Genomic DNA, 21,667 nt, shown 5'->3' with positions numbered 1-21,667 from the left:
CTGGACCACATCATCCCCTGGCACACCGGCGGCGCAACCACAGCAGCCAACGGCGCCGGGCTCTGCGAAGCCTGCAACCACACCAAAGAAACCCCCGGCTGGAACGCACAACCCCGCCCCGGACCCCGGCACACCCTCCAACTCACCACACCCACCGGCCACAGCTACCACTCCACCTCCCCGCCGCTGCCGGGAGGGGCATATGGGTCGACTGCGACATTCGGCCAGCGTCGGGAACTTCGACACCTCGTCAAGGTGCTGAAGCTCGGGCGGGTCAGGACTGCGAGAGCGGCCTGAGACTTAGGGACGAGGTTGGCCGTCCGCGGCCTGCTGAGGGACTTCGGGGAGGGCGGCAGGCCGCCATGTATCCGCTAAACGCCAAAAATCCGTTAAACACAGGACCTGCAGGTACCTTCGCGATCTCGCTATGAGACGGCTCGGACATTTTCATGTCCAGAACGACCCGGCTTAATCAAGTGGTTACCTGCAGGCGCTTTAAGCGTACGCCTGCCCAGAAGCCGAGGCTAGGGGTCCGTCGCCTCTTCCGGGCCGCACGAAAACACCCTCCGGCACAGAAGCGTAGAGTGGAACAAGACGCCTGATTCTGGACGCCGAGTGCTGAGGGAGAAATCGTGACGATTGACTGGGACGAAAAGAAGACTCTGCTGCAGGAACCGAACATCGCGGCCGTGACCCAACTTTGCGACGAACTGATGGAGAAGAAGCCGGGATCTGTGGTCCCGTACATCGACCCCGTCCATGATGAGGACGAGTGCCGCATCGTGACCCTCCATATTGCGCCCGGCAAGGGCTGCGAATCGGGGTTCGTCTCGCATTTCAACGAGGACGAGGCAGCCCGCCGCGCCACCTCCATCTACGAAGCCGTCGAACTCGACCCGCGCTATGTGATGCCGTGGAACGCTTATCCCTGGGTCCGCGACCCGGAGCTCCCGTCAGCCCTGAACGTCCAGGAAAAGACCGACGGCCTGCGGCCCTTCCGCCAGTTCATGAAGATCAACAAGCGGACCTCCGCGATCATCGCCCACGGTGCCGACGCCCATGCCTTCCTGACGCTGTTCGAAAAGACCTACCACTCCTCACTGAAGAACCGCGGCGTGAAAATCTACAAAGCCACCGCGCTGGGTGGCCGCGCCTTTGCCGTATCGCCGGCCAAGCAGGAAGAACTCCTGGCCAAGAACGTCGCGGTCTACAAGGACGCCATGCAGCGGGCGGGGATCCAGCACCTCTAGGCGCCACACGACTCCGGCTCGCCGCCGCCTGCCGACGTCGCCCTTGGGCCCAACGGCCCTGCCCAACCACGTCTCCTCCAGCCAAGCTGGGATAGCTGACCGCATCACGGCCGGCCCGTCGCAGACGGATGCAGCGCAGACGGATACAGCGCTGACTGGTGCAGCTCGAAGGGACAACGGTATGGGACGTTTGGACGGCAAAGTCGCACTGATCAGCGGCGGCGCCCGCGGCATTGGCGCCGCGATCGCGCAGCGCTTCCTTGACGAAGGGGCGAGGGCCGTCGTCGGCGATGTGCTGGACGACGACGGCGCCCAGTTACTGGCTCAACTCGGCGACGGCGTCCGCTACGTTCACCTGGACGTGACCAGCCCGGCGGACTGGGACGCAGCAGTTAACGAGGCCGTGTCCGCTTTCGGCGGCCTGAGCATCCTGGTCAACAATGCCGGCATCGTGAACTTCGGGCGGATCGACGACTACCCGCACGAACAATGGGCCCGGATCATCGAGGTGAACCTCACCGGGGTCTTCAACGGCATCAAGGCCGCCGCCCCAGCGCTGGCCAGGGCGGGCTCCTCCTCCATCATCAACGTCTCCTCCATCGCCGGACTGCGCGGCTACGAGAACCTCGCCGGCTACACCGCGTCGAAATTCGGCGTGCGCGGCCTGACCAAGGCAGCCGCACTCGACCTCGGGCGGGACGGGATCCGGGTCAACTCCGTCCACCCCGGCGTCATCCAGACCCCCATGACCGAGGGCATGACCTTCGACACCGGCCATGTGCCGCTGCACCGGATCGGCCAACCCGCCGAGATCGCGCAGCTCGCCGTCTATCTGGCCAGCGAGGAATCCTCCTTCGTCACGGGTGCCGAATTCGTCATTGATGGCGGCGAAACCGCGGGCACCGTCGTGCCGCCCGGCAGCTGACCGCGCAGGATGGAGAGGCTCATGTCCGCACGCTCCGGGTCCAAACTGGCCGTCGTCGGCGCCGGCAGCGTCGGCACGTCGCTTGCCTACGCCGCCCTGATCCGCGGCTCGGCCAGCCACGTCGCGCTCTTTGACGTCAACGCGGCCAAGGCCGAGGCCGAGGTCCTGGACCTGGCGCACGGCACCCAGTTCACGGCGGCGGCGGCAACCGTCAACGGCGGCGGGGACATCAGCGTCACCGAAGGCGCCGACGTCGTCGTCATCACCGCGGGGGCCAAACAGGCGCCCGGCCAGACCCGCCTGGACCTGGCCGGCACCAACGTCCGCATCCTCGAGCAGCTCATGCCGCAACTGCTCGAACACGCCCCGGACGCGGTCTACGTGCTTGTCACCAACCCCTGTGATGTGCTGACCGTGGCCGCGCAAAAGATCACCGGGCTGCCTACCTCCCGGGTTTTCTCCTCCGGCACCGTATTGGACACCTCGCGGCTGCGCTGGTTGCTGGCGCACCGTGCGGGCGTGTCCGTGACCAGCGTGCACGCCAGCATGGTCGGCGAACACGGCGACACCGAATTCCCGGTTTGGTCCGGTGCGACCATCGGCCCGGTGCCGATCCGGGACTGGAGGGTCGACGGCGAGCGCATCTTCACCCCCGGGTACCTCACCGAAACCGCCCGCGAAGTCACGCAGGCCGCCTACAAAGTCATCGCCGGCAAGGGCGCCACGAATTACGCGATCGGCCTCTCCGGTGCCCGGATCGTGGAGGCGCTGCTGCGCTCGGAAAACGCGGTGCTCCCGGTCTCCACGGTGTTGGGCGGGCAGTACGGGATCGACGGAATCGCCCTCTCACTGCCCAGCATCGTGGGCAACGGCGGCGTGCGCGCGGTCCTGGAGACACCCATGGACGAGGGCGAACTCGCTTCCCTCCACCACTCGGCCGAGACCCTGCGGCAGAGCCTCGCTTCCCTGGGGATCTGACCCCGGCTAAGCGGACTGCGTTATGGACGGCACCACCGTCACCGAGCCGAGGTGCGGCAGCGCCGCCTTGGCGCCCTCTTCCAGGTCCGCGGCCACCGAGGAAAGATCGGCCAGCCGGGCGTCCGGACTGAGGGGGACCGTGATCTCGGCGTGCAGCCGGTGCCCGGACCAGCGCAGCCGGGAGGTCCCGCCCAGTGGCGAGCGCTCCCGGACGACGCCAGCGAGCGCATCGCTCAGTTGGGGGTCGACGCCGTCCATGAGTCGCCGCCCGACGTCGCGCACGGTGCCCCAGAGCAGCACCATGATCGCCACCGAGATCAGCAGCCCCACGATCGGATCCGCCAACGGGAAGCCGAGCCAGACGCCGATGACACCGGCCACCACGGCGAGCGACGTGAAGCCGTCAGTCCGGGCGTGCACGCCGTCGGCGATCAGCGCCGCGGACCCGATCCGCCGGCCGACCCGGATCCGGTAGATCGCCACCAGCTCATTGCCCGCGAAGCCGACGAGGCCTGCAGCGAGGACCCAGCCGAGGTTCTGCACGGGCTGCGGTTCGAAGAAGCGGCGAATGGATTCGACGGCGGCCACGACCGCGGAGAGGGCGATCATGGCGACGATGAAGAGTCCGGCCAGGTCCTCGGCGCGGCCGAAGCCGTACGGGTAGGTACGCGTCGGTTTGCGCCGGCCGAGCAGGAACGCAATCCACAACGGCACCGCGGTAAGCGCATCGGAGAAATTGTGCACGGTGTCCGCCAGCAGCGCCACCGATCCGCTGATCAGCACAATCGCCAGCTGGAACAGCGAGGTGGCGCCCAGGCCCAGCAGTGAGACTTTAACCGCGCGGATGCCCTGGGCGCTGGACTCGAGTGCCTCGTCGATGGAGTCCGCGGCGTCATGGGAATGCGGGACGAAGAGCTCGTGCAGCCAACCCTTCAGCCCGGGGGCGTGGGTGTGGCCGTGCGCGTGGTCGTGATCGTGCGCGTGGTCGTGGTCGTGATCGTGCTCGTGTTCGTGCTCGTGATCGTGCGGGTGGTCGTGATCGTGGTCGTGCTCGTGCGGGTGGTCGTGATCATGCGGATGATCGTGGCCGTCGTGTTCCCCGTGGCGGTTGTGGCCCACTGCGTTCCCCGGCCCGCTCATGCGCCGTGTCCCGGGGCAGTGCCTAGCGCGTGCTCGGCCTGGTGGATCGCATCCATCACCAGCTGGCGGGCGTGATCATTCTGCAACCGGTAAAAGACCTTGGTGCCTTCCTGCCTGGTGGCGACCATACCGCCCAGCCGCATCTTGGCCAGGTGCTGCGAGACGGCAGAGGCCGGTTTCCCGACCTGCTCCGCCAAGGCGTTAACCGGCAGCTCACCGTTCCCCAGAGCGAGGATCAGCCGGACCCGCGTGGCGTCGGCCAGCATGGAAAATACTTCGACGGCCAGCTCCACGTGGGGGCTTTCGACATCAACCCGCATATCTGCATTCATACGCAGATACTTTCACACCCGCCGCGTCGGTCCAACTGTTAACCGGGCTGGCCGCGGGTGGCTGGAACACAATCAGCGGAGCCATCGTTGATCACCGGTAGCCTGAACTGCGGGACATCAGCCTGAAAGGAGGTGCGACGTGACCGAAGCATCGAAGCATGATCCGGCCGCCTGCCTCCTCCGCTTCGCCCTGCTGGCCGGCATCCTCGCCGTGCTTGCCGGGCTTCTCGGCATGCACGTCCTCGCTGGCACCCAGGGAGCGCACGCCTCGGCTGAGCACGTCCAGACCGCCCCAGCGTCCGGCCATTCTGCATCCTTCCACGCAGCTGCCGGCCATACTGCACCCGCGCACACCGGCCAGGCGATCCATCACGAAACTCCGACGCCGCCGTCGTGCGTCTGCGGTGGAGGCTGCGGCGAACAGCACGCGGCACACACGTCGTGCACCCCGGCCCCCTCGGGCGCGTCCCTGAGCGCGCCCCTGCCCGGGACAACACTGCTCACGTTCCGGCCACGGAGCGCGGCGGAAGTGGACCAGCTCGCCGCCAACTCCTACCTCCCCTCCACGCCAACGCCGAACGAGCTGTCCATTAGCCGGACGTAAAGGGGATCCGTGCCGCGCTTCGCCGGCACCCACGCCCCCACACGGTGCGCACCCCTTAGGCTCGCATCGTCCGCCGCCGGCGCACGCCGGATTCCCAAAGGACAGAATTTTGATGAACAAAGCACTGACAATCTCCGCCACCGCCCTCGCCGCGATCATCGCCCTGGCCGGCTGCTCCGCCAGCACCGGCTCCGGCAGCAGCATGCCCGGCATGGACCACGGCAGCGCGGGATCGAGTTCCGCGCCCGCAGCCGCGGACCACAACGGCACGGACACCATGTTCGCCCAGGGGATGATCCCGCACCACGCCCAGGCTGTCGAAATGAGCGAGATGATGCTCAAGGAGCAGGGCATCGACCCCAAGGTGACCGCCCTGGCCGGCCGCATCAAGGCTGCCCAGGGGCCGGAGATCGAACGGATGACCGGCTGGCTCCGGAGCTGGAACGAATCCACCCAAATGCCGGGAGGCCACGTCATGTCCGGCATGGTGAGCGATGACGGAATCCGCCAGCTCGACGCCGCCACGGGCACCGAGGCCGCGAAGCTGTTCCTCACCCAAATGATCGCCCACCACGAGGGCGCCGTCGAGATGGCCAACGCGGAGGTCCGAAGCGGCAAGAACCCGGACGCGATCAAACTGGCCAGGGACATCGCCGCCTCCCAGACGGACGAAATCAAGGAAATGAAGGGACTGCTGGCCGGCCTCTAGGCTCAGCTGCCGGGTCCGAGCGGACACTTGTAGCCCTGACCGGGCCCTCGGAGTGTGCCCAAGTGTCCGCTCGGCCGGCTCCCGGGCGTGGGAGCCGGTTGACACCCCAGTGTGACCTCTGCCATATTTGAGAGGTGAACCTGTCAGACAGCCGGACAGCCGGACAACCACTCGCCCGCCTCAGCGCGGCCGAGGCCGTCTTTAACGTCCTGCGCTCCGAGATCGAATCCGGCAAGCTCGGCATCGGCGCCAAACTGAGTTCCGAAGCCACGCTCGCCCAGCAGTACGGCGTGAGCCGCTCCGTGGTCCGCGAGGCCCTGCGTTCCTGCAACGCCTTGGGGCTTACCGTCACGAGGACCGGGCGGGGCACCTTCGTCGTCGCCGACCATGTGGCCAAAGACCTGGTCCTGGGCCAGTATTCCGCCCTGGACCTCACCGAGGCCCGCCCCCACATCGAAGTTCCGGCCGCCGGGCTCGCCGCGGAACGCCGTTCGCCGGAGGAACTGGACACCATGCGGGACATCGTCGCGGCCATGACCGCCGAGGACGACCCCGAAGTGTGGGTTGGCCTGGATTCGAATTTCCATGCCCTGATCGCGAAGGCCAGCCGGAACAAGGTCTTCGAGAACGTCGTCGCGGACATCCGCGAGGCCCTGGCACATCAGTCGGAGACCCTGAATATGGTGGCGGACCGCCAGCACGCCTCGGATGAAGAGCACCGGCGCATCCTGGCCGCCATCGAGGGCGGCGACGCAGCAACAGCGCGAATCGCCATGAGCCAGCACCTGCACGCCGTTGGTCTTGCCCTCGCCTCGATCCTGCATCCCCACGCCGGCGTGTGATCCGGCCCAGCGGGCAGACCCAGCAACAGCACCTTGAACAGCAACGAACACCTCCACTGCTAAGGACGCAATGATTTCCCCTGCCGTCGCGCACATTCCAACTCCAGCGGCCCCCGCGAGGCTCCCGCAGCACGTCCCCCTTGCGGTCCAGACCCGCGACGGCATGGCCGAGAGCGTCCACTACGGCTCGGCCATCGCCACCGCGGCGGACGGCCGCACCCTCCTGGCCGCCGGCGAGCCGCTCGCCCCGTTCTACCCGCGCTCCGCCCTTAAGCCCCTGCAGGCGGTCGCCATGGTTCGCGCCGGCCTCGACCTCCCGGAGGAACTCCTCGCCCTGGCCGCCGCCAGCCACTCCGGAGCCACCGTCCACCGCGACGGCGCGCTGCGCATCCTGGACCTGTACGGCCTCAACCCCGCTGACCTTGAGAACAGCACCGACCTCCCCTACGGCGTCCGCGAACGCGAGGAATGGCTCGGCGGCGGCGGCCAGGCCACCCGGCTGGCGCAGAACTGCTCCGGAAAGCACGCCGCGATGGTTGCCACCTGCCTCGTCAACGGCTGGCCCGTCCGGGGATACCTGGACCCGGCGCACCCGTTGCAGCAACTCGTGGCCCGGACCGTGGCGGAGTTGACCGGCGAGCAGCCTGAGCGCGCCTCCACCGACGGCTGCGGCACCCCGCTGTTCGCCCTGACCCTGCGCGGCATGGCCCGCGCCTTCGGCCAGCTGGCCTCGGCAAAGGGATCCGACAGCGCGGAGGCTGCCGTGGCCCACGCCATGCGCCGCCACCCCGGGATGGTGGCGGGCGAGGACCGAGATGTCACCGCACTGATGCGCCTGGTCCCCGGCCTCCTCGCGAAGGACGGCTTTGAGGGCGTCCAGCTCGTGGGCCTTCCGGACGGCCGCGCCGTCGCCGTCAAAATCTCCGACGGCGGGGACCGCGCCCGGATGCCTGTCACCGTGCGCCTGCTGGAGGCGCTCGACGTCGACACCTCGCCTCTGACGGGGCTCACCACGTCAGCTGTGCTGGGCGGCGGCCGGCCCGTCGGACTGCTGCAGGCCACCGATTTCCTCGCCGCCCACGTAACTTTCAACGACCCCCACGCCCTATAAGGACCGCCATGACCCCGCTCGACGAACCCGCCGACTTCCGCTCCGAACATGACCTCCTGGGCGACCGGGATGTTCCCGCTGACGCCTACTGGGGTGTCCACACCCTTCGGGCCGTAGAGAACTTCCCCATCACCGGCCAGCCGCTGTCCTCCAACATGTACCTGGTCCGAGGGCTGGCCGCCGTGAAGCTGGCTGCCGCCCGCACCAACCACGAGCTCGGGCTGCTCGACGCCGAGCGCGCCCGTGCCATCGAGGACGCCTGCACCGATGTCATGAGCGGCAAACTCAGCGAGCAGTTCGTGGTGGACGTCATCCAGGGCGGTGCCGGAACGTCGTCGAACATGAATGCCAACGAGGTAATCGCCAACCGGGCCCTGGAAATCCTTGGACACCCGAAGGGCGACTACGCACGGCTGCACCCCAACGACCACGTCAACCTCAGCCAGTCCACGAACGACGTCTACCCCACCGCGGTCAAACTCGGCACGATCTTCGCCGCCCGGGAACTGCTGGCAGCCCTCACCGAGCTGGAAGATGCCTTCGCCGCCAAGGCCGTCGAATTCCGCACGGTGGTGAAGATGGGCCGCACCCAGTTGCAGGACGCCGTCCCCATGACGCTGGGGCAGGAGTTCGGCACCTACGCCGTCACGATCGGCGAGGACCGGCTCCGGCTGGCCGAAGCCGACCTGCTGATCCACGAGATCAACCTCGGCGCCACGGCGATCGGCACCGGTCTGAACGCCCCGGCGGGCTATGCAGAGGCCGCCTGTCGGCACCTTGCCGAGATCACCGGCCTGCCATTGGTCACGGCGGCGGACCTGATCGAGGCCACCCAGGACGTCGGCGCCTTCGTGCACCTCTCCGGGGTGCTGAAGCGGGTGGCCGTGAAACTGTCCAAGATCTGCAACGACCTCCGGCTGCTCTCCTCCGGCCCGCGCGCCGGCTTCGGCGAAATCAACCTTCCGGCCGTGCAGTCCGGCTCCTCCATCATGCCCGGCAAGATCAACCCGGTCATCCCGGAGGTGGTCAGCCAGGTGGCCTACGAGGTCATCGGCAACGATGTCACCATCACCATGGCCGCAGAAGCCGGCCAGCTCCAGCTCAACGCCTTCGAACCGATCATCGTCCACAGCCTCCACAAGAGCATCTCGCACCTGGAAGCCGCCTGCCGCACCCTCACGGCCCGCTGCGTCCGGGGTATCACCGCCAATACCGAACGGCTCCGCCTGACGGTGGAACAGTCAATCGGCCTCGTCACCGCCCTCAACCCGCAGCTGGGCTACGCGACCGCCACGGCGATCGCGCAGGAAGCCCTCGCCACCGGCAAGGGAGTCGCGGAACTCGTACTCGAACACGGGCTGCTCACCGCCGAGCAGCTCACCGAACTGCTCAGCCCGCAGCGACTGGCCAACCTGAGCAAGTAGCGCCCCCTCGAACCCCGAAGGACCCCCATGACCTATCCAGAAACTGCCCGCGCCCAAAAACCGCCGGCCCAAGAACAGCCAACCCCGCAGCAGGGCATCTCCGACCACACCATTCCGGCGCATGCCCACGCCTCCGAGGCCGCACTCCATGCCGAAGACCAGGGCTACCACAAAGGCCTGAAACCCCGGCAGGTCCAGATGATCGCGATCGGCGGCGCCATCGGCACCGGCCTGTTCATGGGCGCCGGCGGCCGACTCGCCACCGCCGGACCGGCCCTGATCATCAGCTACGCCCTCTGCGGGTTCTTCGCGTTCATGATCCTGCGCGCACTCGGCGAACTCGTGATGCACCGGCCGTCATCAGGCTCCTTCGTCTCCTACGCCCGCGAATTCTTCGGCGAGAAGGCCGCGTTCGTCACCGGCTGGCTGTACTGGCTGAACTGGGCCATGACCGCGATCGTGGACATCACCGCCGTCGCGCTGTACATGAACTTCTTCAAGAAGTACTGGGCGCCGATCGCAGATGTACCGCAATGGACCTGGGCCCTTGCCGCCCTGATCCTGGTGCTGGGCCTGAACCTCATCAGCGTGAAGGTGTTCGGCGAGCTCGAATTCTGGTTCGCGCTCATCAAGGTCGTGGCGCTCGTGTCCTTTTTGATAGTCGGCATCTACTTCGTCATCTTCGGCACCCCCGTCGCCGGCCAGGAGGTCGGCTTCACCCTGATCGCGGACAACGGCGGCCTGTTCCCCAACGGCCTGCTGCCGGCAATCGTGGTGATGCAGGGCGTTGTGTTCGCCTACGCATCGATCGAGCTGATCGGCACGGCGGCGGGCGAGACGGAAAACCCGGAAAAGATCATGCCGCGCGCCATCAACACCGTGATCGTACGCATCGCCGTGTTCTACGTCGGCTCACTCGTGCTGCTCTCGCTGCTGCTCCCCTACAGCTCCTACAAGGCCGGTGAAAGCCCGTTCGTGACGTTCTTCGGTTCCATTGGTGTGGACGGCGTGGACGCCATCATGAACCTGGTGGTCCTGACCGCGGCCCTCTCCTCGCTCAACGCCGGCCTGTACTCCACCGGCCGGATTATGCGGTCCATGTCCGTTTCAGGGTCCGCGCCGAAGTTCGCCGCCCGGATGAACAAGGCAGGCGTGCCCTACGGCGGCATCGCCCTCACTGCCGGCGTGGCCGTGCTGGGCGTCATCCTGAACGCCGTGGTCCCGTCCGAGGCCTTCGAGATCGTCCTGAACGTGGCGTCGCTGGGTATCATCAGCACCTGGGCCATGATCGTCCTGTGCCAGATGCAGCTTGCCCGGCTGGCAGCCCGCGGGGAACTGCTCCGGCCCGCGTTCCGGATGCCCGGCGCACCCGTCACAGGCTGGATTACGCTCGCGTTCCTGCTCGCGGTGCTGGTCCTGATGGCGTTCGACTCGCCGGTGGGGACCTGGACCATAGCGTCCCTTGTGGTCATCGTCCCGCTTCTGATGCTCGGGTGGCGCCTCTGCCGGCACCGCATCCTGGAGATCGCCGCGGTCCGCGACGGCTTCACCGGGCCGTACCCGCTGGTGGCCAACCGGCCATCCGGGAACTCCGGGAACTCCGGGAACGAATAGAACCGGGCCGCCGCCGCCCAACTAGCTCGCACTTGTTGTCGTTTTCAGGGCTCAAAACGACAACAACTGCGAGCTAGTTGGGTGGACGGGCGGCGTAACGGAGAGTACCGGAGCGCTCCCGCCGGGTGCCTGTCGCCTAAGCTCGGAACAACAGTTCCACTTGGCTCAGCGACGAACCACCCGGGAGACACCTCATGACCAACTGGCGGATCAGGGATTTCCATTCGGCCGACCTGGACGGGATCCTGCACCTCTGGGAATCCCTCAAGGCCACGAATGTCGAGCCGGTCTACGCGCTCTCCGAGGTCTTGGCCTCGTGCGAGAAGGACCACGCCGTCGTCGCGGTGCAGGGCGAGCAGGTGGTGGGTGCCGCCGTTGGCCGCGCCGCGCACGACCAGGGCTGGATCGTCTTCCTGGCCACCCTGCCCGAGTTCCGCGGCCGCGGAATCGGCACCTCGCTGCTGGCCTCCGTGGAAAACCGGATGGCCCCGCACGGGCTGAACAAGCTCTCCGCCCTCATGCCGGAGTCCGAAACCCGCGTCGAGGCCTTCCTGAGCCGCGGCTTCGTGCTGAAGAAGAACCTGCGCTATTTTGAACGCAAGATCCCGGTGCAGCGCCAGGAACTCGAGCCGCTGAGCCAGCTGGGCGGGCGGATCCTGGCCCGCGACCTCTGGGAAAACGTCGCCGGCATGCGCAACGAGAAGGAACTCCTGGAGCGCCGCCTCGTCCTGCCGCTGGCCGAAGCCGACCTGGCCGACGAGTATGGCGTGGTCCCGCCGCGCGCGGTCGTGCTGTTCGGCCCTCCGGGCACCGGCAAGACGACCTTCGCCAAGGCGATTGCGTCCCGGCTGGAGTGGCCCTTTGTGGAGGTTTTCCCCTCCCGGCTCGCCGCCGACCCGTTGGGCTTGGCCGGGGCCCTGCGCGAGACCTTCCTGGAGATTGCCGAGCTGGAGCATGCCGTCGTGTTCATCGACGAGGTGGAGGAGATCGCCTCGCAGCGCTCCGGCGAGCCGCCGTCGCCGCTGCAGGGCGTCACCAACGAGCTGCTGAAGATCATTCCGGCCTTCCGCGAACAGCCCGGCCGGCTGCTGGTCTGCGCCACCAACTTCATCCGCGCCCTGGATTCCGCGTTCCTGCGCCACGGCCGCTTCGACTACGTCATCCCGATCGGCCTGCCGGACCGCCTGGCCCGCGAGGCCATGTGGCAGCGCTTCATCCCCGCCACCGTCGTGGACGATGTGGACGTGGAGCTGCTGGTGGATCGCACTGAGGGCTTCTCTCCCGCCGACATCGAATACGCCGCCCGGAGCGCCTCCCAGCGTGCGCTTGAGAAAGCCGTGTACGACGACGGCGGCGCGTCCGTCCGCGAGGCGGTCCGGAAGGGCCCGGCGACGCAGGACTACCTCGACGCGATCGCGGACACCCGGACCACCGTCAGCGCGGAAGTGCAGCAGGAGTTCCTCGAGGACATCGACCTGCTGGGCCGGGTCTAGCCCTCCGGGTTGCCGTCGTAGGAGAGGTTCTCGTAGTCGGTGTCGTCGGCCTCGTCGAGCATGTCATCGAGCTCCTCGAGCAACCACGGGTTGATCCGGGCCAGGATCTTGCGGGTTTCCTCCACCGGAACCGCGGCGTACAGCACCGGCCGGGCCTCGTCGTAGCGGGTGACCGGCGGCTTGTCCGGCCACTTCTCCGCCAGCGCCTTGACCCGTTCGGGCAGGGAGTTGTGCGCATTGTCGGCGATCTTGACCAGGGTGGCATCGTGGTCCTCGGCGATGTAGCGGATGCCGGCCTGGTAGTCGTCCGGGTTCTCGTGCAGCCGCTTCGTGACCCGTTCGATGATGTCCACGGCCCGTTCGGGGACCCCCATCTCCAGCAGCGCCTGCCGCGTCATCGGGGTGTCCTCGGCGATGTCGTGCAGGTATCCGGCGATCCGGATGTCGTCATCGAAGTCGGCCAGCGCATCGCCGACGGCGATCACATGCTCGCGGTAGGGCCGCTTGAGCTTGTCTTTCTGCCGGTTGTGGGCCACCTCGGCGAGGACCCTGGCCGTTTCGACGGTAAACCCGGTCTTCGGCGCGGCCGCTTCCATGAACTCTGGTTCTGACATGCTTCCAGCCTACGCGTCGGGGCCGCGCATCCCCGGCCACACCCATGGCTCCCGCGGCAGGCCCGCGGGATCGAACACGGCCAGCGCCTGCCGCAGGGATCCCGCAGGCAAACCCAGGGATTCCAGCAGCGCGTCCCGCACCTCATCGACGGCGACCCCCACGGCAGCAAGATCCGCGAGCGTCACCGCACCGTCACGCTTGGCCAGCCGGGCGCCGTCGGCGTTCAACACCAGCGGCACGTGAGCATATTCCGGAACGGGAATATTCAAGAGGGAGGCCAGGTAGGCCTGCCGCGGAGTGGATGGCAACAGATCATCGCCGCGGACCACCTGGTCGACCCCCTGCGCGGCATCATCCACCACCACGGCCAGGTTGTAGGCGGTGACCCCGTCATTTCGGCGGAGCACGAAGTCATCCACCACGCCGGTGAAGCTGCCGTGCAGCACGTCCCGAACAGTCGCCTCGGCGACGGCCGCGCGGAGCCGGACCGCCGCAGGCCGGACCGCCCGTTTGCTCGCACGCTCGGCCTCGCCCAGGTTCCGGCAGGTGCCCGGATACGCGCCCTGCGGGGCGTGCGGGGCGGACGGCGCCTCCTGGATTTCGCGGCGGGTACAGAAGCATTCGTAGGTCAGCCCGGCCGCGGTCAGCCGGTTGATCGCGGCGGCGTAGAGGTGCTCCCGGTCCGTCTGACGGACGACGCCGCCGTCCCAGTTCACGCCGATCGCCGCCAGATCACGGAGTTGCCCGGCCTCGGCACCCGCGCGGGCGCGGTCCAGGTCCTCGACCCGCATCAGGAAGCGTCGGCCGGTAGACCGGGCAAAGAGCCACGCGAGGATGGCCGTACGGAGGTTGCCCACGTGCAGCTCGCCGGAGGGGCTGGGGGCGAAGCGTCCGGCTGATGTCATGGGACAAGCCTATGCGGCGCAACACAAGAGCCCCTCAGCCACCGATGACTTCGGACATCCGACGTCGGGGGCTCAGGGGCTCTTGCCGTTAAGTGTGTGCGGAAAGACGATGCGTGAACAAGAGTCAATCAGCGGCGGGCTCCTTGCGGGATGCCTCATCCAGGGTCCGGGAGGTGTGCCGGGGGATCTGTAGCCTTCGGGTGCCGGCGGTGGCCCGCATCCCTTGTTGCCACTATTTGAGCAGTAGCCATACAGTTGGTGCAACGGGCGCCGCGCTCGTTGGTCAGATTGACCATTGAGAGCTTCGACTATTGGCAGGAAGTGGTCAGATTGCAGCAGCTCGACTCGACGGATCGCCGGATCCTCCTGGCCCTGGATGCTGACCCGCGGGTCCCCATCATGGTGCTGGCCCAGAAACTGGGCCTGGCCCGCGGAACTGTCCAGTCCCGGCTCGAGCGGATGACGGCGTCGGGCGCGCTCCGCCCGAACAGCAGCCGGGTACTGCCCTCCGCACTGGGTCGCGGAGTGGCAGCGGCGGTGAGCGCCGAACTGGACCAGAGCCACCTGGATGAGGCGATCGCCGCGTTACGGAACATCCCGGAGGTGCTCGAATGCCATGCGCCCGCAGGCGACACCGACCTGCTGATCCGGGTGGTCGCCACGAGCCCCGACGATCTCTACCGGGTTTCCGAGGAAATCCGGCTGTGTCCGGGGATTGTGCGGACGTCCACCAGCATGTTCCTGCGCGAGGTCATCCCCTACCGGACCACAGGGCTGCTGGAAGGCTAACCGCCCGGATCAGACGGGCGGGCCGGTATTCGCTTTCAGGTTCTTCATGACCAGCGTCGAGGTTAGACGCTCGACGCCGGGCAGCGAGGTCAGCTCGGCGTCGTAAAAGCGCTGGTACGCCGGGAGGTCCTCTGCAATGACCTTGAGCAGATAGTCCGGCTCGCCGAAGAGCCGCTGGGCCTCGACGATGTTGGGGTTCTCCGCCACGCGGTTCTCGAAGATCTCCATGGTGGCGCGGTCCACCTGACGCAGCGTGACAAACACAATCGCTTCGAAGCCCAGCCCGACGGCGGCCGGATCGATGTCGGCGCGGTAACCGCGGATGACGCCGGACGTCTCCAGCTCGCGAAGCCTCCGGTGGCACGGCGCCACGGTCAGCCCGACCTTCGCCGCGAGCGCCGTGGCAGTCATCCGGCCGTCTTCACGGAGGTTGCGCAAAATACTTCTGTCAATATGGTCAATCACGCAATAACCTTACCGTCGGCACGGCTTTACGGGCGAAATCAGTAAGCACTTTTGGCCCGAAAATTCCTAGGCTTACTCCTAGAGCCCACCGTCAGGAGTCCGCCGTGAACCCCCAGCTGTTCCTCGCCTTCATCGGCGTCGCCGTGGCCCTCGCCTGCACCCCGGGCGTCGACTGGGCCTACTCCATCGCCGCCGGGCTCAAGGACCGCAGTTTCGTGCCCGCAGTGGCCGGCCTCTGCGGCGGCTACGTCGTACACACCGCCCTCCTGGCCGCCGGGCTGGCCGCCGTGATCACGGGCATGCCCGGGCTCCTGGGCTGGCTTACGGTGGCGGGCGCGGGCTACCTGCTCTGGCTCGGCGTCAGCACGGTACGCTCCTGGCGGGGCGCCAGCTTCGGCGGCCAAGCCGCCACCGCGCCGGCCCAGGCCAACCAGTTCCGGGTCTTCCTGCAGGGCATGGGCACCAGCGGCATCAACCCTAAGGGGCTGCTCTTCTTCGTTGCCCTGGTCCCGCAGTTCGTCAGCACCGACGCCGCCTTGTCCGTGCCGCTGCAGTCCGGCCTGCTGGGGCTCACCTTTGTCCTGTTGGTGGCCGTGGTCTACAGCTGCGTGGCGCTCTTGGCCCGGAAGCTCCTGCACACCCGGCCCGGCGCTGCCCGCCGGGTGACGCTGGCCAGCGGAATCATCATGGTGGCGCTGGGCCTGGTGCTGCTGGGCGAACAGCTGGTGCCGCTGGCTGCGCAGACCATCTGGCAGTAGCCCTCCGGCAACCGCCAGGACGGCATCATTCCCCGTTCAACTGCTTCCATTCCTGTTCCCAAAGCCTGCGTTCCTCCACGTCCTTGCGGATGACCTCGAAAGTTTCCAGCTGGGCGGGCCGGCCGCGCAGCCAGTCGCGGGGATTCAGTGATTTGCGACCGTTGTCCAGGAGCAGCAAGGCGCGGTCGGTCAGGGCATCATTTCGGAGTGCCAGGTGGGTCTTCCGCCGCCGGAGAACTTCCTTCACCGCCGCTTGGGAGGCCGCCGCGGCACCAAGGCGGCGCAGTGACCGGGCGCGGATCAGCAGCAGCGCGGCCGAGAGGTCGTCGGCATTCAGCAGCCCCTCCGTCCAGACCATCACTTCCTTGTCCCGGCCCATCGAGAACGCCACCGAGCACCGGGCCAGGGCCGCGGGCAGCGACGGCGGAAGCGAGGCCACGGTTTGCAGCGCTGCCTCCAGGTGGCCTGTCTCCCGCAGGGAGTGCGAAAGCGCAAGGAACACCGCTTCCTCGCTGAAGAGAACCGGAACCTCGATGCGCTCGGCTACTTCGACCCGGGTGACCACACGGGTCAGATAGCCGGACGCGAACCGGTTGGCGTCGTCGTCGTTCCCGGTGGTGAGTCCGCGCTGGAGGAGCTCCGAGGCCCGCAGGTAGCCGCCCTGCTTGTGCGCCAGGAGACCAGCCAGCACGTAGCAAAGCCCGGCCCAGCCCGGGTAGGCGCGACCCAAGGCGATCAGCCGGTTGGGGTCGGTGTTGTGGAAGGTCGCCTCGTACACCGCCTTCGCCGCTTTTCCGGGCATCCGCTTGAGCCGGGGGGTGGCGCCGTCCACGCTGAGCAGCGCCCCGTTCCGGCCGCCCAGGGCGGTGTGCAGGATGCCGCCGACGCCGTCTGCGATGTCCCGCACCGGCGTGCGGACCTGCGGTACGCCGAACGGGGTGAGGTCACGGGTGTCGCGATAGATGGGTCCTGGGGACTGTCCGGCGCTCATTCTTCCATGCTAGTAGTGCACCCTTGGCAGCCGGTGGAAGGGCTAACTGGCGGCAGCCACCCAGACGCCGATCACCCAGGTGCTCGCGGCAAGGCAAGCCAGACCGAACTCCACCAGCATGCCCACACCGGTGGCCTTCAAGGCCGCCCAGCTGGTGGTCATGGCGGTCCGGAAATCCCGGGTGCGGTGGGATTCGCTGAGTAGCAGGCCGGCGGCGAACCCCACGAAGAGTCCTACCACCGGGATGAGGAACATGCCCGCCACCCCAAAGACCAGGCCTGTCACCACGCTGCGGCTGGGAATGCGGTGTTCCTTGAGTTTGCGGCCGGTCAGCACGGCGCTGGCCGCCATTCCCGCCAGCACCAAGGCCAGGCCAACGCCAAAGACCACCCAGCCGGTGGTTCCGGCACCGCCCCACAGGGCCCAGGCCAGCAGGCTGAGGCCGATCAGGATGCTGCCGGGGAGCACAGGGATGACGATGCCCGCCACGCCCACCAGAATGGCGAGCCCGCAGAGGACGGTCACGATGATCTCGGGGTTCATGCCCTCAGTTTAGGGTTGGCCACGGCGGCGGCTGGTTATTCCGCCTCCACCGCCGCGGCTACGGCCGCCGACACGGCCGGGGCCACACGCGGGTCGAGCGGGCTCGGCACGATGTAGTCGGCAGAGAGATCGTCCTCGGCCAGGTCCGCGATGGCGCGCGCCGCGGCGAGTTTCATCGCCGGAGTGATGCGGCGGGCACCGGCGTCGAGGGCGCCGCGGAAGATGCCTGGGAACGCCAGCACATTGTTGATCTGGTTGGGGAAGTCGCTGCGGCCCGTGGCGACGACGGCCGCATACTTGGACGCGACCTCCGGCAGCACTTCGGGATCAGGGTTGGAAAGGGCAAAAACGATCGAACTGTGGTTCATCAGCTTCAAGTGCTCCTCGTCCAGCCGGGAGGAGGAGACGCCGATGAACACGTCCGCGCCGAGGAGCGCCTCGCCGGGGCCGCCGGAGACGCCGCGGGGGTTGCTGCGGACGGCCAGCTGGGCCTTCTTGCTGGCCGGGTCCGCGGCGATGTCCGCGCGGTCCCGGTTGATCACGCCGCGGGAGTCCAGCAGCACGACGTCGTCGATGCCGGCGGTCAGCAGGATTTCGGCGACGGCAATCCCGGCCGCGCCGGCACCGGAAACCACCACGCTGAGTCCCTTGAGCTCGCGGGCCGTCACCTTCGCGGCACCGGTCAGCGCGGCGAGGACGACGACGGCGGTGCCGTGCTGGTCATCGTGCATGACAGGGCAGTCGAGGGCTTCGATCAGCTTTTCCTCGAGTTCGAAGCAGCGCGGCGCCGAAACGTCCTCAAGATTAACCGCGCCGAAGCTGGGACGCAGCCGGACCAGAGTCTCGACGATCTCGTCGACGTCGGTCGTGTTGAGGACAAGCGGGATGGAGTCGAGGTCGCCGAACGCCTTGAAGAGGGCGGACTTGCCTTCCATGACGGGCAGCGAGGCGCTGGCGCCGATGTTGCCAAGTCCGAGCACTGCGGTGCCGTCGCTGACCACGACCACGAGGCGCTGGGCCCAGGTGAGGGTCTTGGCCAGTTCCGGGTTGGCTGCGATGGCGCGGCTAACCTGGGCGACGCCGGGCGTGTAGGCGATGGACAGATCGCGCTTGCTGGCGAGCGGGACGGTGCTGGAAATCGAGAGCTTGCCGCCTTGGTGGGAGGCGAAGATCTCCTCGTCGCTGAGCGCCGCTACCGGCGCTTCTGCGGCCCCTTCGGGGGCAGTGGGATCGGCGGGAATGGTCGTTTCAATGGACACGTCGTTGTCTCCTGGGGCTCACCGTGGGCATACGGCACTTGGCTGCTGGGGCACAGGGTGCCCGAGATGGTCTGGCGGAACTCCGGCGGCGGCCCCGGGGTGGCGGGCCTGCGGGTGAAGCTCCGGAAGTGCTGGCGCTCGCGCCGCTCCGGTTCTGCCATGGTAAGCAACGCGGTCGCCGGCCGGAGATTCGGCCGGACACATTCCGGTAACTGGTCTAGACCGGCTGTGCGGCCTGGCGCCCCCGGGACAGCAGGGAGCAGGCCTTCTTCAGGTCCTCTTCGGCCTCGAAGAGCGAGAGCCGGCGGCAGCGGACGGACTGCACCAGGCCGGTGACGGTGAGCAGCAGGACCCGCGAGACGGCGGGGTCGCCGCTGACCGCGGTCACTGCTTTCTCCGCCGTCGCGTCAATGTCCCGCAGCAGGCGGGTGGTGTCCGTGTCCTTCGCGTAGACCGCGCGGGTCAGGCATTGCTCCACTGCGGGCTGCATGAGGCGCATGTGGAAGATTTCCATCACCGCGCCCACCAGGGCGGCGTGCACCGGCACTCTGGTCCCCGCCGGCCATTCGCCAAGGTGCAGCTCGCCGAGCTGCTTGCGGTACAGGGCCAGCATTAGCTGCGCCGAGGAGGGGAAATAGCGGTACAGGGTGCCCAGCGGTACGTCCGCCCTGGCTGCCACCTCGGAGAGAACCACGGAGTCGAGTCCCTTGCGGGCAAAGCCGGCTGCGACGTCGAGGATCCGCGCATAGCGCAGGCGCTGCCGGGGCAGGGTGGGCGGCGGGGCCATTGGTGGAAGATCTGAAGGAAATTCAGGCATCAGCAGCGTTCCGGGGTCGTTTTTCTCGGCAGCCGGGAGGGTTAGTCCACAGCACTGCCGCGGCGATCCCGTCCACTATACGGCACGGTGTGGGGCCGTTTGCCAGTCACACGGACCCCCGGAACGCCTAGTCCACGCCCTTGATCTTGACCACGAAGACAGCGCCGAGCAGGCCGATCACCGCGGCCGCGACGTACAGCGAAACGTACCCTCCCCAGAGCGCCACGAAGGGGTAGGCGATGAGCGGCGCGATCACCTGCGGCAGCGAATTGGCGATGTTGATGACCCCCAGGTCCTTGCCTCGGTTCAGCGCCGTCGGCAGCACCTCGGTAATCAGGGCGAAGTCCACGGCGAGGTAGGAGCCGAAGCCGATGCCCAGCACCGAGGCGCCGATCAGCGCCCCGGGCCAGGTTGGGGCGAAGGCGAGGATCAGCGCGGCCGCGGCGATGACGGCCGAGGAGAGGATAACGAGCGGCTTGCGCCGGCCCATCCGGTCACTGAGCCGGCCGCCGATCACACTCGTGATGATCACCATGACCGCGTACAGGCCGGTGAGGATCAGGACGCCGAACTCCGCCTCGATGCCCTGCGTCTGGGGCAGGCGCACGGCGTCGGTGAGGAAGAACAGCAGGTACAACGTCACCATGTGGTTGCCGATGTTCACGAGCAGGCGGGTGAGCCAGGCCCAGGCGAAATCCGGGTATCGGGCCGGGGAGATCCAGAAACTCCTGGCAAATTCGCCCAGCTTGAACGGCGGGCGGCCGTGCCGCGGCAGCGCGACGTCGTCGTTCTGGAAGAAATACAGTCCGACGCCGGCCAGCAGCGCCACGGCGCAGAACGCGTAGCCGAGCGCGAAGTTGCCGGAGACGACGGCGGCGATCACGGCGCCGATCAGGATGCCCACGGTCTGGCCCATTGCGGCGAGCCCGCCCACGGTGCCGCGCTGCGGTACCGGCACCCGGTCCGGGATGGCGGCGGTGATGGCGGCGTAGGCTCCGTTGCAGCCGGCCTGCACGAGGCACCAGAGAATGGTCATGACGGCGACATTCGGGGCGCCGGCGAGCGCCGTGAGGGCGGCCGCGCCAAGAATGGCACCGAAGAGGACCCACGGCACGCGGCGGCCGCGGCGCGCAACCGTCCGGTCGCTCAAGGCGCCGAACAACGGGTTGGCCACGAGCGAGACGGCCGCCCCCGCCCCGGTCACGAGGGCCAGGATTGCCTCCTTTTCGCCCTCGTTGAAGGCCGCCGCCTGCTGGCCGAGCAGCACCTGCAGCGGGCCGAAGAAGGCCGCATTAATGCCCACGTTGACCAAGACCACACCCGCCGTCCAGACCGGGCGGACACGGCGTTCCGGCTCGGCAAGGGCCGGTGCCGCGGCATTGGACAGGCTCATGTGGTTCCCCCCGGAACTGGTGACTGAAGCTGATGATCAGTGTGGGCCCAGACTATCGTGGGCAGCAACGCCCACCGCTTATTCACGCAGCCAAGGAGAACCAGTGCCAGACCAGCCCTCAAATCCCGTCAACACCGCCGACCTCTACGACGAGCGTGGCGAGGAGCTGGACTCCATCTCCTTGCAGTTCCAGTCGCTCGGCGGCCACACCCACTTCAGCGGACCGGTCCGGACCATCCGCTGCTTCGAGGACAACGCCCTGGTCAAGGCCATGCTGGGCACGCCGGGCAACGGCGCCGTCCTGGTGGTCGACGGCGGCGGCTCGCTGCGCACCGCGCTGATGGGGGATTTGATCGCGGCGAGCGCCGTGGAGAACGGCTGGGCCGGCGTCGTGATCAACGGTGCCATCCGGGACCGGGTGGCGGTCGCCGGCCTGCCGCTCGGGGTTAAGGCGCTCGGCAGCAACCCGCGCAAGAGCGCCAAGGCAGGCGCCGGGGAGGCCGACGTCGAGCTGGACATCGACGGCGTCGCCGTCCGGCCCGGCCAGCTGATCTGGTGCGACCCGGACGGCATCCTGCTGGAACGCTGAGCGGGTGGGCGGGAACTGGACGGCAACGCCCAAGGAGCCGGTGCGGGCGGGAACAAAGCAGGCCCTAAGATAGTTACTGAAAGCAACCTTCCTGCTTGACCCCAAAAAACTTCCCCTTGGA

Annotated in this window: 24 protein-coding genes; 14 read left to right on the top strand and 10 right to left on the bottom strand. The window is 67.7% G+C overall.

What is annotated here, in order from left to right:
• From AC1DBL_RS15785 to AC1DBL_RS15770, 4 genes are all read left to right on the top strand, one after another.
• Nucleotides 1-297: HNH endonuclease (locus tag AC1DBL_RS15785; protein WP_476926448.1), on the top strand; the 297-nt coding region annotated here is incomplete at its 5' end.
• A 335-nt stretch (nucleotides 298-632) separates the two neighbouring features.
• Nucleotides 633-1,250, top strand: coding sequence for a uracil-DNA glycosylase family protein (locus AC1DBL_RS15780; protein WP_441419267.1), 618 nt, complete (start codon nucleotides 633-635; stop codon nucleotides 1,248-1,250).
• 181 nt (nucleotides 1,251-1,431) lie between these two features.
• The gene (locus tag AC1DBL_RS15775; protein WP_476926447.1) at nucleotides 1,432-2,175 is read left to right on the top strand and encodes a glucose 1-dehydrogenase; all 744 of its coding nucleotides are present in this window, start codon (nucleotides 1,432-1,434) and stop codon (nucleotides 2,173-2,175) included.
• A 21-nt stretch (nucleotides 2,176-2,196) separates the two neighbouring features.
• Nucleotides 2,197-3,153: an L-lactate dehydrogenase gene (locus AC1DBL_RS15770; RefSeq protein WP_476926446.1), complete on the top strand. Its 957-nt coding sequence runs from the start codon at nucleotides 2,197-2,199 to the stop codon at nucleotides 3,151-3,153.
• 6 nt (nucleotides 3,154-3,159) lie between these two features.
• On the opposite strand, the gene AC1DBL_RS15765 is transcribed toward AC1DBL_RS15770, so the two are convergent.
• Nucleotides 3,160-4,293: a cation diffusion facilitator family transporter gene (locus AC1DBL_RS15765; RefSeq protein ID WP_476926445.1), complete on the bottom strand. Its 1,134-nt coding sequence runs from the start codon at nucleotides 4,291-4,293 to the stop codon at nucleotides 3,160-3,162.
• Complete coding sequence (locus AC1DBL_RS15760) at nucleotides 4,290-4,613, bottom strand: ArsR/SmtB family transcription factor (RefSeq protein ID WP_476926444.1); 324 nt, start codon at nucleotides 4,611-4,613, stop codon at nucleotides 4,290-4,292. The genes AC1DBL_RS15765 and AC1DBL_RS15760 overlap by 4 nt, the downstream gene beginning before the upstream one ends.
• 151 nt (nucleotides 4,614-4,764) lie before the next feature.
• Between AC1DBL_RS15760 and AC1DBL_RS15755 the strand changes: the two genes are divergently transcribed.
• The 7 genes from AC1DBL_RS15755 to AC1DBL_RS15725 all read left to right on the top strand — a co-directional run bounded on the left by AC1DBL_RS15755 (nucleotide 4,765) and on the right by AC1DBL_RS15725 (nucleotide 12,422).
• The gene (locus AC1DBL_RS15755; protein WP_476893413.1) at nucleotides 4,765-5,229 is read left to right on the top strand and encodes a hypothetical protein; all 465 of its coding nucleotides are present in this window, start codon (nucleotides 4,765-4,767) and stop codon (nucleotides 5,227-5,229) included.
• A gap of 112 nt (nucleotides 5,230-5,341) precedes the next feature.
• On the top strand, nucleotides 5,342-5,938 hold the full coding sequence (locus AC1DBL_RS15750; RefSeq protein WP_441419261.1) for a DUF305 domain-containing protein: 597 nt from the start codon (nucleotides 5,342-5,344) through the stop codon (nucleotides 5,936-5,938).
• 134 nt (nucleotides 5,939-6,072) lie between these two features.
• Nucleotides 6,073-6,780 carry a FadR/GntR family transcriptional regulator gene (locus AC1DBL_RS15745; protein ID WP_476893412.1) on the top strand — a complete coding sequence of 236 codons (708 nt, stop codon included), beginning with the start codon at nucleotides 6,073-6,075 and terminating at the stop codon, nucleotides 6,778-6,780.
• Nucleotides 6,781-6,850: 70 nt separating this feature from the next.
• Nucleotides 6,851-7,891 (top strand): asparaginase, encoded by a 1,041-nt coding sequence (locus AC1DBL_RS15740; protein WP_476893411.1) that lies wholly within the window; start codon nucleotides 6,851-6,853, stop codon nucleotides 7,889-7,891.
• A gap of 8 nt (nucleotides 7,892-7,899) precedes the next feature.
• Nucleotides 7,900-9,315 (top strand): aspartate ammonia-lyase, encoded by a 1,416-nt coding sequence (locus AC1DBL_RS15735; RefSeq protein ID WP_476893410.1) that lies wholly within the window; start codon nucleotides 7,900-7,902, stop codon nucleotides 9,313-9,315.
• 27 nt (nucleotides 9,316-9,342) lie between these two features.
• Nucleotides 9,343-10,929, top strand: a complete 1,587-nt coding sequence (locus AC1DBL_RS15730; protein WP_476917624.1) for an amino acid permease — start codon at nucleotides 9,343-9,345, stop codon at nucleotides 10,927-10,929.
• A 194-nt stretch (nucleotides 10,930-11,123) separates the two neighbouring features.
• A complete protein-coding gene (locus AC1DBL_RS15725) occupies nucleotides 11,124-12,422 on the top strand; it encodes an ATP-binding protein (protein WP_441419256.1) in 1,299 nt (432 codons plus the stop codon).
• Here the strand turns inward: AC1DBL_RS15725 and AC1DBL_RS15720 are convergent.
• On the bottom strand, nucleotides 12,419-13,036 hold the full coding sequence (locus AC1DBL_RS15720; RefSeq protein ID WP_441419255.1) for an HD domain-containing protein: 618 nt from the start codon (nucleotides 13,034-13,036) through the stop codon (nucleotides 12,419-12,421). The genes AC1DBL_RS15725 and AC1DBL_RS15720 overlap by 4 nt on opposite strands.
• A gap of 9 nt (nucleotides 13,037-13,045) precedes the next feature.
• Nucleotides 13,046-13,942, bottom strand: coding sequence for a tRNA glutamyl-Q(34) synthetase GluQRS (gene gluQRS, locus AC1DBL_RS15715; RefSeq protein ID WP_476909656.1), 897 nt, complete (start codon nucleotides 13,940-13,942; stop codon nucleotides 13,046-13,048).
• Between the two features lie 330 nt (nucleotides 13,943-14,272).
• Here gluQRS and AC1DBL_RS15710 point away from each other — a divergent pair, with 330 nt between their 5' ends.
• Nucleotides 14,273-14,731, top strand: coding sequence for an Lrp/AsnC family transcriptional regulator (locus AC1DBL_RS15710; RefSeq protein ID WP_476893436.1), 459 nt, complete (start codon nucleotides 14,273-14,275; stop codon nucleotides 14,729-14,731).
• 9 nt (nucleotides 14,732-14,740) lie between these two features.
• Here the strand turns inward: AC1DBL_RS15710 and AC1DBL_RS15705 are convergent, their stop codons facing one another.
• Entirely contained in the window at nucleotides 14,741-15,196 is a 456-nt protein-coding gene (locus tag AC1DBL_RS15705; protein ID WP_175323527.1) for an Lrp/AsnC family transcriptional regulator, read from the bottom strand.
• Nucleotides 15,197-15,300: 104 nt separating this feature from the next.
• Between AC1DBL_RS15705 and AC1DBL_RS15700 the strand changes: the two genes are divergently transcribed.
• Complete coding sequence (locus AC1DBL_RS15700) at nucleotides 15,301-15,954, top strand: LysE family translocator (protein ID WP_441419253.1); 654 nt, start codon at nucleotides 15,301-15,303, stop codon at nucleotides 15,952-15,954.
• A gap of 25 nt (nucleotides 15,955-15,979) precedes the next feature.
• Here AC1DBL_RS15700 and AC1DBL_RS15695 read toward each other — a convergent pair whose 3' ends face one another.
• From AC1DBL_RS15695 to AC1DBL_RS15675, 5 genes are all read right to left on the bottom strand, one after another.
• Nucleotides 15,980-16,945: a hypothetical protein gene (locus AC1DBL_RS15695; RefSeq protein ID WP_441419252.1), complete on the bottom strand. Its 966-nt coding sequence runs from the start codon at nucleotides 16,943-16,945 to the stop codon at nucleotides 15,980-15,982.
• A 42-nt stretch (nucleotides 16,946-16,987) separates the two neighbouring features.
• Nucleotides 16,988-17,488, bottom strand: coding sequence for a DUF456 domain-containing protein (locus tag AC1DBL_RS15690; protein ID WP_476909658.1), 501 nt, complete (start codon nucleotides 17,486-17,488; stop codon nucleotides 16,988-16,990).
• Between the two features lie 35 nt (nucleotides 17,489-17,523).
• A complete protein-coding gene (locus AC1DBL_RS15685) occupies nucleotides 17,524-18,729 on the bottom strand; it encodes an NAD(P)-dependent malic enzyme (RefSeq protein ID WP_476926450.1) in 1,206 nt (401 codons plus the stop codon).
• 235 nt (nucleotides 18,730-18,964) lie between these two features.
• Nucleotides 18,965-19,564, bottom strand: coding sequence for a TetR/AcrR family transcriptional regulator (locus AC1DBL_RS15680; RefSeq protein ID WP_476926443.1), 600 nt, complete (start codon nucleotides 19,562-19,564; stop codon nucleotides 18,965-18,967).
• Between the two features lie 127 nt (nucleotides 19,565-19,691).
• Nucleotides 19,692-20,957 (bottom strand): MFS transporter, encoded by a 1,266-nt coding sequence (locus AC1DBL_RS15675; RefSeq protein WP_441419249.1) that lies wholly within the window; start codon nucleotides 20,955-20,957, stop codon nucleotides 19,692-19,694.
• A gap of 103 nt (nucleotides 20,958-21,060) precedes the next feature.
• Here AC1DBL_RS15675 and rraA point away from each other — a divergent pair, with 103 nt between their 5' ends.
• The gene (gene rraA, locus AC1DBL_RS15670) at nucleotides 21,061-21,546 is read left to right on the top strand and encodes a ribonuclease E activity regulator RraA (RefSeq protein ID WP_441419248.1); all 486 of its coding nucleotides are present in this window, start codon (nucleotides 21,061-21,063) and stop codon (nucleotides 21,544-21,546) included.
• Nucleotides 21,547-21,667 lie beyond the last annotated feature (121 nt).

It is taken from the genome of Arthrobacter sp. 10T44 (assembly GCF_056393885.1).
Note: the sequence above shows the minus strand (reverse complement) of the source record. Positions and strands in the feature narration are given on the sequence as shown.